This window comes from Providencia hangzhouensis (assembly GCF_029193595.2).
GTDB lineage: Bacteria > Pseudomonadota > Gammaproteobacteria > Enterobacterales > Enterobacteriaceae > Providencia > Providencia hangzhouensis.
The window spans coordinates 652,327-666,063 of the sequence record NZ_CP135052.1 but is presented as its reverse complement, the minus strand read 5'-3'; the positions used below and the strand labels follow the sequence as shown (position 1 = coordinate 666,063).

6 protein-coding genes, 1 tRNA gene and 3 rRNA genes are annotated in these 13,737 nt (G+C 41.8%); 4 read left to right on the top strand and 6 right to left on the bottom strand.

What is annotated here, in order from left to right:
* Positions 1-225 precede the first annotated feature (225 nt).
* From PZ638_RS02830 to idi, 4 genes are all read left to right on the top strand, one after another.
* Complete coding sequence (locus PZ638_RS02830) at positions 226-1,140, top strand: DUF808 domain-containing protein (protein ID WP_094962710.1); 915 nt, start codon at positions 226-228, stop codon at positions 1,138-1,140.
* 372 nt (positions 1,141-1,512) lie between these two features.
* Positions 1,513-3,270, top strand: a complete 1,758-nt coding sequence (gene narX, locus PZ638_RS02825; protein ID WP_036958572.1) for a nitrate/nitrite two-component system sensor histidine kinase NarX — start codon at positions 1,513-1,515, stop codon at positions 3,268-3,270.
* Between the two features lie 19 nt (positions 3,271-3,289).
* Positions 3,290-3,946, top strand: coding sequence for a two-component system response regulator NarL (gene narL, locus PZ638_RS02820; RefSeq protein WP_004905790.1), 657 nt, complete (start codon positions 3,290-3,292; stop codon positions 3,944-3,946).
* Positions 3,947-4,089: 143 nt separating this feature from the next.
* On the top strand, positions 4,090-4,605 hold the full coding sequence (idi, locus tag PZ638_RS02815; protein WP_094962709.1) for an isopentenyl-diphosphate Delta-isomerase: 516 nt from the start codon (positions 4,090-4,092) through the stop codon (positions 4,603-4,605).
* 1,349 nt (positions 4,606-5,954) lie between these two features.
* On the opposite strand, the gene rrf is transcribed toward idi, so the two are convergent.
* The 6 genes from rrf to trkH form a co-directional block, all read right to left on the bottom strand.
* Positions 5,955-6,070 (bottom strand): 5S ribosomal RNA (rrf, locus tag PZ638_RS02810).
* 138 nt (positions 6,071-6,208) lie between these two features.
* Positions 6,209-9,114: ribosomal RNA gene (locus PZ638_RS02805) — 23S ribosomal RNA — on the bottom strand.
* 349 nt (positions 9,115-9,463) lie between these two features.
* Positions 9,464-9,539 (bottom strand) — tRNA-Glu (locus PZ638_RS02800).
* 129 nt (positions 9,540-9,668) lie between these two features.
* Positions 9,669-11,208 (bottom strand): 16S ribosomal RNA (locus PZ638_RS02795).
* The 16S, 23S and 5S rRNA genes sit together here with 1 tRNA gene alongside, the layout of an rRNA operon.
* 475 nt (positions 11,209-11,683) lie before the next feature.
* Positions 11,684-12,208, bottom strand: a complete 525-nt coding sequence (hemG, locus tag PZ638_RS02790; protein ID WP_272674869.1) for a menaquinone-dependent protoporphyrinogen IX dehydrogenase — start codon at positions 12,206-12,208, stop codon at positions 11,684-11,686.
* Between the two features lie 60 nt (positions 12,209-12,268).
* Positions 12,269-13,720 carry a Trk system potassium transporter TrkH gene (gene trkH / locus PZ638_RS02785; RefSeq protein ID WP_004260787.1) on the bottom strand — a complete coding sequence of 484 codons (1,452 nt, stop codon included), beginning with the start codon at positions 13,718-13,720 and terminating at the stop codon, positions 12,269-12,271.
* Between the last annotated feature and the right edge of the window lie 17 nt (positions 13,721-13,737).

Sequence of the window (13,737 nt, the reverse complement as noted above, 5' to 3'; positions counted from 1 at the left end):
AAATAGCAGATAGCAATATGTTACTTTACTAAAATTAATAAGTTAGAAAAGAAAAAACCATATTGGTTCCACTGTCATAAAAATTTAATAATTCAAAATTCAGACTTATCAGTTGCAGTGGAATTATCTTATTTGTACATATGGTTTATGTTGTAGTGAACTAATTATCCATTAACTGACCTAATAAACATTAATGACACCTTAAAAAATATTGAGGATACCCTTGTGGCTGGAAGTAGCTTACTCACATTACTTGATGATATTGCCGCTGTACTAGACGATGTTTCCGTCATGACGAAAATGGCTGCCAAAAAAACCTCTGGGGTTTTAGGTGATGACCTCGCGCTAAACGCCCAGCAAGTCACAGGTGTTCGTGCAGATAGAGAGATTCCTGTTGTTTGGTCCGTTGCTAAAGGGTCATTTATTAATAAATTAATACTTGTTCCTTTAGCGTTATTAATCAGTGCCTTTCTTCCTTGGGCTATCACACCACTACTTATGATTGGTGGAGCCTACCTTTGTTTTGAAGGCGCAGAAAAAATAACTCATAAGCTCTTGCATTCTAACGTAAAAGATACTGTTTCCCAAAATCAATTACAGTTATCAGAAGAACAACTTAAGGAATTTGAAAGTAAAAAAATCAAAGGGGCTATACGTACTGATTTTGTTTTATCAGCCGAAATTATTGCCATCACACTAGGTATTGTTTCCACTACCACTTTTATCAACCAAGTGGCCGTACTCTCTATCATTGCTATCGTAATGACTATCGGTGTATATGGCTTAGTTGCAGGGATTGTCAAATTAGATGACTTAGGTTTTTATTTACAGAAGAAAACCTCTTCTTTATTAAAAAAATGTGGTAATTCATTAATTTATGTCACTCCTTATCTGATGAAAACATTATCTGTTGTAGGAACTGCCGCGATGTTTATGGTCGGTGGTGGTATTCTAACCCACGGTATCAGCTATATTTCAGAATGGATCACCGAAATATCTTTTACAGCAACCTTAACGCCCATCATTGGCAGTACTATGCAGTTTATCTTACCGACTATAATTAATTTATTTTTTGGGCTAGTAACAGGTCTAATCCTTGTTGCGATAATCTCACTATTCAAAAAATTAAAAAAAGCTTAAAACAAAAGGGTAGCTCTATCAATTAGGGCTGCCTCTCTTTCTATCATTGATATGATTATCAAAGACACTTTCGATGTATATTATTTTACATATTGATTTACTTCGATATTTAAACTGATCTAAATCAAAAGAAACTCATCTTTAATTTACGCTATAATACGTAAACCTATTTCCAGTCAAACCAAATTTAATCTTATATATCAATAAATAAAAGCATAAAACTTAAAGAAAAATTTTATTTTTTATTATCTATATCGTTATAGATCCAGAAAATTACTACCAAAGTAGTATATTTAATATTCGACCCTTTATGAACAATACGAGAAATATGCATTTTAAGTTCGCTAGCGCTACTCTTTAAGGAAGTGACACATGCCCACACTGTATCGTCGATTTTCAATTATTAACCAAGTGATCGGCCTTATGCTACTTATTGCGATCTTAGGAATTATTGGGATGACGATTTCCAATCGAATGATTTTAAGTGTGCAGGGTAACGCTCATGCAATAAATAAATCTGGTTCACTACGAATGCAGAGCTACAGATTGCTTTCTCTAGTCCCTTTAAATACCCAGAATCAGCGTTATCTCGATGCATTAGAATCTGACCTCATCAGCCCAGAGCTGACTCAAGTTGTAAAGATCGAAAATTTAACGCCTCAATTTGATGAACTCTACAATTATTGGTTACATATCTTAAAACCCTCATTAATGGAAGCAAATGCACCTAACGATGCAAGATACGAAGTTATATCATTTGTAAGTAAACTAGATGAATTAGTTCATAACATCGATGAGAAAACGGAAAGAAAGATTGCTTATGTTGCCATGACACAACTGATTTTTATCAGTTTAGTATTCTTATTACTGATGGGAACTATCTGGCACCTGAGAAGAAAAATTTATTACCCATGGGTTAAATTATTATCAATGGTCAATGCAATTGGACGAAAAGATTTTAGCCAACGCTACCCTAAAAATAATAGGCAAGATGAATTAAATGCGCTAGGAGAAACTCTGAACCAGATGTCAGATGAATTAGCGCTAAGTTATCATCAGCTTGAAGAAAGAGTCGCAGAAAAAACTGCAGACTTAATCACAAAAAATAAGGTGTTATCTTATTTATATCAATCAAACCAAATCCTTCATTCCTCGGATCCCCTCTACTTGCGATTACAAAAAGTTCTTATTGAACTAGAAAACATTACCATACTCAAAAATCTGAGTTTACGGTTGTATGAAGAAAGCAATGAAGCATATTTTCATGAAATATGCTGCCATTCAACCGGATTATCTGAAGCAAATACAAAGCAACTAAAACAACAAGTCACAACCGAGAAACCTCTTAGCTTGCAATGGGATTTATCAGACAATATGCATCGTTATGGCATTATTATTGGTGAGATTGAAGATAATCAAATACTTTCAGATGAACAAAACAATCTCGTTTCTGTTTTAGCAAAACAAATTTCTGGCATGTTAGCAATGGAACACCAAATAGAACAACAGCAACAGTTGCTTATCATGGATGAACGTTCTGCTATTGCCAGAGAACTTCATGACTCTATCGCCCAGTCTCTATCTTGCTTGAAGATGCAAATTAGTTACCTGCAATTACAACCTGATCCATTACCAGAAAAGCCACAACAGTTGTTAACGGAAATGCGTAGCGAGATTAATACCGCATATAGTCAATTGAGAGAGCTATTAACCACATTTAGGCTTAAACTAACGGAACCAGGTCTGCTTCCCTCATTAGAAAGTACCATTAATGAATTTAGCGAACGTATGGGGTATAAAATAGACTTAAATTACGACCTACCCGCAAAAAGTATTTCACCGCATCAATCTATTCATATTATACAAATAGTCCGAGAAGCATTAACCAATATTTTAAAACATGCTAATGCAAAATGGGCTGAGGTTTCATTAAACCAGTATGATGGTATTGTGACTATTACAATTACTGACGATGGTACAGGGATCACGTCAAATACTGATAAACTTAATCATTATGGGCTTATTATTATGAGAGAAAGAGCATTAAGCCTTAATGGCAACTGTTGTATTACACCTAGGCCTCAAGGTGGAACAGAGGTAAAAGTTACCTTCCCTTTATCTGACGCTTAACATACCGGAAAAATCATCTATGGAAAATACAAATATAGTGAACGAAAAATCAACCATTCTACTTATTGATGATCATCCGATGCTAAGAAATGGAGTCAAACAATTGATTAGTTTGGAACCTTCATTACAAGTTATCGGTGAGGCGGGAGATGGTAAAACAGGTATCCAAATCGCTGAAGAGCAAGATCCTGACCTTATCTTACTGGATCTCAACATGCCAGGTATGAATGGTTTTGAAACTCTCGATGAACTCAGGAAGCGAGAGTTGTCAGGTAGAATTATTCTTTTTACCGTTTCTAACTATAGTGATGATTTAGTCAATGCACTAAAAAGAGGTGCCGATGGTTATTTACTAAAAGATATGGAGCCTGAAGAGCTTATCGTAGCCCTTAAAGAAGCAGCAAGCGGTAAGTTAGTTGTCAGCCCAACATTAGCATCTGTACTTGCTGAATCACTAAGAGATAACACCACACAGGATGACAATAATATTGCTTCATTGACACCAAGAGAAGCCGATATTTTAGAACTGATCTCTCAGGGTTTATCAAATAAAATGATAGCTCGTAAACTAGATATTGCAGAAAGCACAGTAAAAGTACATGTTAAACATTTACTTAAAAAACTCAATTTAAAATCAAGGGTCGAAGCTGCAGTTTGGGTTTTACAACAAAAATAATTTTATACTCGCAGCTATATAACCTTATGATAGCTGCGAGTAAAAAATAATTATATTCATTAGTAAATAGCTCTAATATGCAAACTTATATTTTTAATTATACTAAACTACTGAAATCATTTTTATGAAGGAAAATAATATAAATGGAAGATGAATTAATTTTAGTAAATGAACATGATGAACCTATTGGTGTTATGCCTAAATTATTGGCGCATCAACTCGGTCATCTTCACCGAGCATTTTCAGTATTTATTTTTAATGAGCAAAATGAGCTACTAATTCAGCAACGAGCTCTTCATAAATATCATTCAGCTGGGCAATGGGCAAATTCTTGCTGTAGTCATCCTAAACCTAATGAAGATACTCAGAAAGCCGCTGAACGTAGACTTCAAGAGGAGCTAGGCTTTGTCACTCCATTAACGCATATAGGTTCCTTAATTTATAAAGCTGATGTTCAGGGAGGATTAATTGAACATGAGTATGACCATATCTTTATTGGACATTATAACAAGGATATCCAACCAAATAGAGAAGAAGTCTCATCTATAAGGTGGGTAAATCTTACTCAATTAAAACAAGAGATCCTTCTTAATCCTGAAGTTTTCACACCGTGGTTTAAAAAAATATTGGAAGAATTTCCTTTATTAGATTTCAAATAAATATGTTTTATCATATTTTTATTTATAACTTAATTTTCTAATCTTGCATTTTAATTATAAAAATACTTATCTAAACCTAGAAATATTATAAAAATACATTATAGAGGAAAAATAATTTAATTAATTATTCTTAATATCATTAATTAATAATAGCACTAGTTTAATTTCAGGGTAGAAGCATGATAAATTTGTTAATATTTAATATTTCACCACCCTCAATAATAAATATTATCCTTAACTTTAACTTATCAAATACATTCTATTTATCAGTAAACTTCCCTTATATTATCCTATTTATATAATAAGTAATCATATAAAATTCACTACAACCTTGCTCACTATATTTTTTGATTCTACTACCAGATATCGTTTAATTACCATACCAAATGAGTTGTTACTCACTACTTTATATCTGCTAAATACATTCCCCATTTCAATACATTAGCAATAAGTTAGCTATTCTATGGTATACAATACTATGTATTTAAACGTCCAACTCCCATAACTAGTGAGCTGTTACTCACTACTTTGCATTCACAATATCCATTCAGCACACCAATACAACTGCTCCCCCCCATTACTTCTCCTACCCCTGTCATCCCACCATCGCCAACAGCCACCGCCCTTTCAACAAGTGAGTTGTTACTGACTACTTTGGCTCAAGCGGTATCATTCATCACCGTGATGGGGAAACACCCAATCCACAGTACTCTCGTGATATTCTTAAAATTCCGCTACCCTAAACAATCTGTGAGCTGTTACTCACTACTTTGTATTCACAATATCCATTCAGCGCACCAATACAACCGCTCCCCTCCATTACTTCTCCTAGCCCCTGTTATCCCACCTTCACCAACAGCCACCGTCTCCTTCAACAAGTGAGTTGTTACTGACTTCTTTATGTTTATTAATCGCATCCATCATTTAAATACAAGGAATTGAGTTTTTCCTCCTACCCACCTCGTCCCGGTCAAAAGAGAGGTGAGTTGTTACTGACTTCTTTGATTCAAGCTATGTCATTCATCACCATGATGGGTAAACACCCAACCCACAATATTTATTTGATTTTATTAAAATTCCGCTACCCTAAACAATCTGTGAGTTGTTACTCACTACTTTGCATCACGCACTCTCATTAATGATGGTGATAGATAGAGAGAGCCCTAAAAGTAGCTAAAAGAGATGAAGAGAGGATTAAAATTAGGGATTAAAACATTAAGGAGCTAAGAAACTGAGGAACTGAGGAACTAAAACTTAGGCACCCCACCTAACCTCAACATCCACTGTTTTTCTTTTTTTCTCCAAACGCAAAAAAGCCACCCTATGGGTGGCTTTCTCACTAATTTAATGTCTGGCAGTTCCCTACTCTCACATGGGGAGACCCCACACTACCATCGGCGCTACGGCGTTTCACTGCTGAGTTCGGCATGGGGTCAGGTGGGACCACCGCGCTATTGCCGCCAGACAAATTCTGTTTTGTTCCCGTTTAGTTTTTTCTTCACTAAACCAGAACCTCAATCTCAAACAAGCTGCGTGTCCTTCACCTTTCGGCTTCTCACTTCTCGAAAACAACTCTATCTCTCTAAAACACCTTCGGTGTTGTCAGGTTAAGCCTCACGGTTCATTAGTATTGGTTAGCTCAACGTATCGCTACGCTTACACACCCAACCTATCAACGTCTTAGTCTTAAACGTTCCTTTAGGACCCTTAAAGAGTCAGGGAAGACTCATCTCAAGGCAAGTTTCCCGCTTAGATGCTTTCAGCGGTTATCTCTTCCGCACTTAGCTACCGGGCAATGCCATTGGCATGACAACCCGAACACCAGTGGTGCGTCCACTCCGGTCCTCTCGTACTAGGAGCAGCCCCTTTCAATCTTCCAACGCCCACGGCAGATAGGGACCGAACTGTCTCACGACGTTCTAAACCCAGCTCGCGTACCACTTTAAACGGCGAACAGCCGTACCCTTGGGACCTACTTCAGCCCCAGGATGTGATGAGCCGACATCGAGGTGCCAAACACCGCCGTCGATATGAACTCTTGGGCGGTATCAGCCTGTTATCCCCGGAGTACCTTTTATCCGTTGAGCGATGGCCCTTCCATTCAGAACCACCGGATCACTAAGACCTACTTTCGTACCTGCTCGAGCCGTCACTCTCGCAGTCAAGCTGGCTTATGCCTTTGCACTAACCGCATGATGTCCGACCATGCTTAGCCAACCTTCGTGCTCCTCCGTTACTCTTTGGGAGGAGACCGCCCCAGTCAAACTACCCACCAGACACTGTCCGCACCCCAGATAATGGGGCAACGTTAGAACATCAAACATTAAAGGGTGGTATTTCAAGGTTGGCTCCACGCAGACTGGCGTCCACGCTTCAAAGCCTCCCACCTATCCTACACATCAAGGCTCAATGTTCAGTGTCAAGCTATAGTAAAGGTTCACGGGGTCTTTCCGTCTTGCCGCGGGTACACTGCATCTTCACAGCGAGTTCAATTTCACTGAGTCTCGGGTGGAGACAGCCTGGCCATCATTACGCCATTCGTGCAGGTCGGAACTTACCCGACAAGGAATTTCGCTACCTTAGGACCGTTATAGTTACGGCCGCCGTTTACTGGGGCTTCGATCAAGAGCTTCTCCTTACGGATAACCCCATCAATTAACCTTCCAGCACCGGGCAGGCGTCACACCGTATACGTCCACTTTCGTGTTTGCACAGTGCTGTGTTTTTAATAAACAGTTGCAGCCAGCTGGTATCTGCGACTGGCTTCAGCTCCATGAGTAAATCACTTCACCTAATGCCAGCGTGCCTTCTCCCGAAGTTACGGCACCATTTTGCCTAGTTCCTTCACCCGAGTTCTCTCAAGCGCCTGAGTATTCTCTACCTGACCACCTGTGTCGGTTTGGGGTACGATTAATGATAATCTAGAGCTTAGAGGCTTTTCCTGGAAGCGGGGCATGAGCTACTTCATCACCGTAGTGACTCGTCGTCGGACCTCAGCATATAGTGAACCGGATTTGCCTAATTCACCTGCCTACATCCTTAAACCGGGACAACCGTCGCCCGGATAGCCTAGCCTTCTCCGTCCCCCCATCGCAATTATCACCAGTACGGGAATATTAACCCGTTTCCCATCGACTACGCATTTCTGCCTCGCCTTAGGGGTCGACTCACCCTGCCCCGATTAACGTTGGACAGGAACCCTTGGTCTTCCGGCGTGCGGGTTTTTCACCCGCATTATCGTTACTTATGTCAGCATTCGCACTTCTGATACCTCCAGCATGCCTCACAGCACACCTTCACAGGCTTACAGAACGCTCCCCTACCCAACAATATCTAAATATCGCTGCCGCAGCTTCGGTGCATAGTTTAGCCCCGTTACATCTTCCGCGCAGGCCGACTCGACCAGTGAGCTATTACGCTTTCTTTAAATGATGGCTGCTTCTAAGCCAACATCCTGGCTGTCTGAGCCTTCCCACTTCGTTTCCCACTTAACTATGACTTTGGGACCTTAGCTGGCGGTCTGGGTTGTTTCCCTCTTCACGACGAACGTTAGCACCCGCCGTGTGTCTCCCGTGATAACATTCTTCGGTATTCGTAGTTTGCATCGAGTTGGTAAGTCGGGATGACCCCCTAGTCGAAACAGTGCTCTACCCCCGAAGATGAGTTCACGAGGCGCTACCTAAATAGCTTTCGGGGAGAACCAGCTATCTCCCGGTTTGATTGGCCTTTCACCCCCAGCCACAAGTCATCCGCTAATTTTTCAACATTAGTCGGTTCGGTCCTCCAGTTAGTGTTACCCAACCTTCAACCTGCCCATGGCTAGATCACCGGGTTTCGGGTCTATACCCTGCAACTTATTCGCCCAGTTAAGACTCGGTTTCCCTACGGCTCCCCTATACGGTTAACCTTGCTACAGAATATAAGTCGCTGACCCATTATACAAAAGGTACGCAGTCACACCCTAAAGGTGCTCCCACTGCTTGTACGTACACGGTTTCAGGTTCTATTTCACTCCCCTCGCCGGGGTTCTTTTCGCCTTTCCCTCACGGTACTGGTTCACTATCGGTCAATCAGGAGTATTTAGCCTTGGAGGATGGTCCCCCCATATTCAGACAGGATAACACGTGTCCCGCCCTACTCGTCGAGTTCACAACACTAACACCTTCGGATACGGGGCTATCACCCTTTACTGCCGGACTTTCCAGACCGTTCTCCTGATGCTAATGCTGATTAAGACTCTGGGCTGCTCCCCGTTCGCTCGCCGCTACTAGGGGAATCTCGGTTGATTTCTTTTCCTCGGGGTACTGAGATGTTTCAGTTCCCCCGGTTCGCTTCGTTTGACTATGTATTCATCAAACGATAGTGCAACGAATTGCACTGGGTTTCCCCATTCGGAAATCGTCGGTTGTAACGGTTCATATCACCTTACCGACGCTTATCGCAGATTAGCACGTCCTTCATCGCCTCTGATTGCCTAGGCATCCACCGTGTACGCTTAGTCGCTTAACCTCACAACCCGAAATTGTTTCAACGTTCACATTACTGTCATGGCTGTGCGTGGTGAACTTCTTCGTTGGGCAGTGCTCGCAATGCTCACGTACCTAAGTACGCTGCGCTTGCTGTGCGCTGTCCGCCTTGAATTTCACACTGCTCGCGCATGCCGCTCGAGTTTGTGACCGAAAATTTCAGGTCTGAAATTTTGAGAGACTCTCACATTGTTTAAGCGATAAACAATGTGCGTTGTTTTCAATTTTCAGCTTGTTCCAGATTGTTAAAGAGCATAATTGTTAAACCAACTACAATATAATTGGCTTAATCATTATTGGGGACATCGTCTTTCACTCGATATCGGCGCAATTGGCGTCCCCTAGGGGATTCGAACCCCTGTTACCGCCGTGAAAGGGCGGTGTCCTAGGCCTCTAGACGAAGGGGACACGAAAATCACAAAAACTTTTGTGCTTTCATGTAAGTCCTATTCTCGCGAATAAGTCTCCCACGTAAAGCCATTGCTCTACTTTCTATCAGACAATCTGTGTGAGCACTTCACAAAAACACTTCAATGGTAAGGAGGTGATCCAACCGCAGGTTCCCCTACGGTTACCTTGTTACGACTTCACCCCAGTCATGAATCACAAAGTGGTAAGCGCCCTCCCGAAGGTTAAGCTACCTACTTCTTTTGCAACCCACTCCCATGGTGTGACGGGCGGTGTGTACAAGGCCCGGGAACGTATTCACCGTAGCATTCTGATCTACGATTACTAGCGATTCCGACTTCATGGAGTCGAGTTGCAGACTCCAATCCGGACTACGACGTACTTTATGAGTTCCGCTTGCTCTCGCGAGGTCGCTTCTCTTTGTATACGCCATTGTAGCACGTGTGTAGCCCTACTCGTAAGGGCCATGATGACTTGACGTCATCCCCACCTTCCTCCGGTTTATCACCGGCAGTCTCCTTTGAGTTCCCGACCGAATCGCTGGCAACAAAGGATAAGGGTTGCGCTCGTTGCGGGACTTAACCCAACATTTCACAACACGAGCTGACGACAGCCATGCAGCACCTGTCTCAGAGTTCCCGAAGGCACCAAAGCATCTCTGCTAAGTTCTCTGGATGTCAAGAGTAGGTAAGGTTCTTCGCGTTGCATCGAATTAAACCACATGCTCCACCGCTTGTGCGGGCCCCCGTCAATTCATTTGAGTTTTAACCTTGCGGCCGTACTCCCCAGGCGGTCGATTTAACGCGTTAGCTCCGAAAGCCACTCCTCTAGGGAACAACCTTCAAATCGACATCGTTTACAGCGTGGACTACCAGGGTATCTAATCCTGTTTGCTCCCCACGCTTTCGCACCTGAGCGTCAGTCTTTGTCCAGGGGGCCGCCTTCGCCACCGGTATTCCTCCACATCTCTACGCATTTCACCGCTACACATGGAATTCTACCCCCCTCTACAAGACTCTAGCTGACCAGTCTTAGATGCCATTCCCAGGTTAAGCCCGGGGATTTCACATCTAACTTAATCAACCGCCTGCGTGCGCTTTACGCCCAGTAATTCCGATTAACGCTTGCACCCTCCGTATTACCGCGGCTGCTGGCACGGAGTTAGCCGGTGCTTCTTCTGTCGGTAACGTCAATCGCTGATGATATTAGCATCAACGCCTTCCTCCCGACTGAAAGTACTTTACAACCCTAGGGCCTTCTTCATACACGCGGCATGGCTGCATCAGGCTTGCGCCCATTGTGCAATATTCCCCACTGCTGCCTCCCGTAGGAGTCTGGGCCGTGTCTCAGTCCCAGTGTGGCTGATCATCCTCTCAGACCAGCTAGGGATCGTCGCCTAGGTGAGCCATTACCTCACCTACTAGCTAATCCCATATGGGTTCATCCGATAGCGCAAGGACCGAAGTTCCCCTGCTTTGCTCCTGAGAGATTATGCGGTATTAGCTACCGTTTCCAGTAGTTATCCCCCTCTATCGGGCAGATCCCCATACATTACTCACCCGTCCGCCGCTCGTCAGCGAGAAGCAAGCTTCCCCTGTTACCGCTCGACTTGCATGTGTTAGGCCTGCCGCCAGCGTTCAATCTGAGCCATGATCAAACTCTTCAATTAAAAGTAGCTTGATGCTCAAAGAATGTTTACTGTCGTATGTCTTCTTGCGAAAACATATTACCTATTAGTTCATATATATGAATTAACGTGTTAGTCACTCTTCAAGACTTAAAATCAAATATTTTTTTGATAGTGTCCTGTGAGTGCCCACACAGATTGTCTGATAAATTGTTAAAGAGCGTTGCGACTAAATCTTTCGATTTTCGGACTTGATTCCGTGAATCAGGTCGTTGTCGCGAGGTGTCGTATAATACGTTTTTTATTTAGAAAGTCAAGCGTTTATTTTCAACTTTTTTCTTTCTCACCTCTGTTATCACTGGGTTATGAAGTTTTCTTCTAACCGATTTGTCGTGATAACGGATGCGCATTATAGGGAGTCGAAAAATTCTCGCAAGTGTTTTTTTGATTTATTTTACCAAGCGATGATTTATTAAACAAAAAACATAAAATAACTACATTTTGTTGAAATTACGACCTACAAACTATCAAATTCAGTTGCGAATTCGGCTACCTTTTCCCAATTAGTATATTCAACTTCTGTTTTTGGGTCGGTTGGGCCATCTGTCATTTTCATAATTAGGCGGATCATCATTCTATCAAACCATGTATAACGAGGGTAAAACAGTGCTCCGGCAAAAACAGATTTCAATGTTGGCTTCCAAGGGCACGCTTCTAAAAACTTCCGCGTATATGCGTTAGTTTCTACTGTATTCTTACCTTCTTTTCTTGCCGTCAAATTTACAGCAAAAAAACCTGTTGTCATTGAGTTCAATTGATTTTGATGGGAGGTCACAAAACGTTGTAGTTTTTTATTGAAATGCCCATAACGAATGGATGCTCCTACCAATACTTTATCGTAACCTGATAAATTAAGCTGTTGGTCAGTATTTAAATCACGAATATCGCATTCACGACCTGAATTCCTCAGTTGTTCTGCTATTTTTAAAATAATTTTTTTAGTTTGCCCATCCGTACTGGAATGTAAAAGTAAATAGCTCATTATTGTTCCTAGATTATTATCATTTCTATATAGGTAATATTATTTATTAGTTGCGCTCGACTATTCACGCCAAAAAGTGGGAGTCAGTAACACTAATAAAGTGAAAACCTCTAAGCGCCCAAATAACATAGTCACCACTAGAATCCATTTCCCAGTTGGATTCATTGATGTGAAGTTATCTGCGACAGTCCCAAGACCTGGTCCCAAGTTATTGAGTGTGGTCGCTATTGCTGAGAACGCAGAAAACTCATCAACACCTGTTGCGATCAGCAATAATAAGCTAACAACAAAAACAAGTGCATAGGCAGAAAAGAACCCCCAAACGGCTTCAATTATTCTTTCTGGTAATGCTCTTTGCCCCAGTTTGATTGTGTAGACTGCATTAGGATGAACTAAGCGTTTTAACTCACGCGAACCTTGTAAGAAAAGTAACAAGATACGAATAACTTTTAACCCACCACCTGTCGAGCCTGCACACCCCCCAACAAATGCAGCACATAATAGAAGCATTGGTAAGAAAAGAGGCCATCCCGAAAAGCTATCCGTTGTAAAACCAGCCGTCGTTGCCATTGAAACAACTTGGAAGAAGGCTTGGTCAAGCGTTTGACCAAAACTACTATAAACAGAATGAAACATAAGCACTAAAGTACAAATGACCACTAAGACAAATTGGAAACTTATGAACATTCTAAATTCGGGATCGCGCCAATAAATTCCCAAACTACGTCCGGTTAATACAGCAAAGTGCAAACCGAAGTTACAACCAGAGATAATCAGGAAAATACCAATAATAGTGTTAATCGCAGGGCTGTTGAAATAACCAATACTGGCATCATGAGTTGAAAACCCACCGATAGCAATGGTTGAAAAGCTGTGAGAAATGGCATCAAAAACATCCATTCCGGCTATCCATAAAGCCACCGCACAAGCAATTGTGAGTAGTACATATATAAGCCATAATGTTTTTGCCGTCTCTGCAATACGAGGGCGCATTTTATTGTCTTTCAAAGGACCCGGCATTTCTGCGCGGTATAGCTGCATTCCCCCAACGCCCAAAAGCGGTAAGATTGCAACAGCGAGTACAATTATCCCCATCCCCCCAAGCCATTGAAGCATTTGCCGATAAAACAAAATAGCTTTGGGCAAGGAATCAAGCCCTGTTAGCGTTGTCGCACCAGTTGTAGTCAAGCCTGAAAACGATTCAAAAAAAGCATCAGTTACCGAAAGATTGGGTCTTTCCGAAAAAATAAACGGCAATGCCCCAACGCTTCCCAACACAGTCCAAAATAAAACAACAATAAGAAAACCTTCTTTTGCTTTAAGTTCGTGCCGGCTATTACGGGTTGGTAGCCACAAAAAAAGGCCAATTAGCAAAGCAGTGACAAAAGTCTGGCTAAAAGCTCGCCCTGCGCCATCACGATAAATTAGCGCAACAATACCAGGAATAACCATGGTAAAAGAAAAGATGATGACAAGCAGCCCGACTATACGGGTTATTGCACGAAAATGCATTCGGCAGGTTCCTTGAT

What these genes read in the sequence shown, in the direction of transcription:
- narL (WP_004905790.1), top strand. Translation starts at nt 3,290, where the DNA reads ATGGAAAATACAAATATAGTGAACGAAAAATCAACCATTCTACTTATT.
- narX (WP_036958572.1), top strand. Translation starts at nt 1,513, where the DNA reads ATGCCCACACTGTATCGTCGATTTTCAATTATTAACCAAGTGATCGGC.
- idi (WP_094962709.1), top strand. Translation starts at nt 4,090, where the DNA reads ATGGAAGATGAATTAATTTTAGTAAATGAACATGATGAACCTATTGGT.
- trkH (WP_004260787.1), bottom strand. Translation starts at nt 13,720, where the DNA reads ATGCATTTTCGTGCAATAACCCGTATAGTCGGGCTGCTTGTCATCATC.
- hemG (WP_272674869.1), bottom strand. Translation starts at nt 12,208, where the DNA reads ATGAGCTATTTACTTTTACATTCCAGTACGGATGGGCAAACTAAAAAA.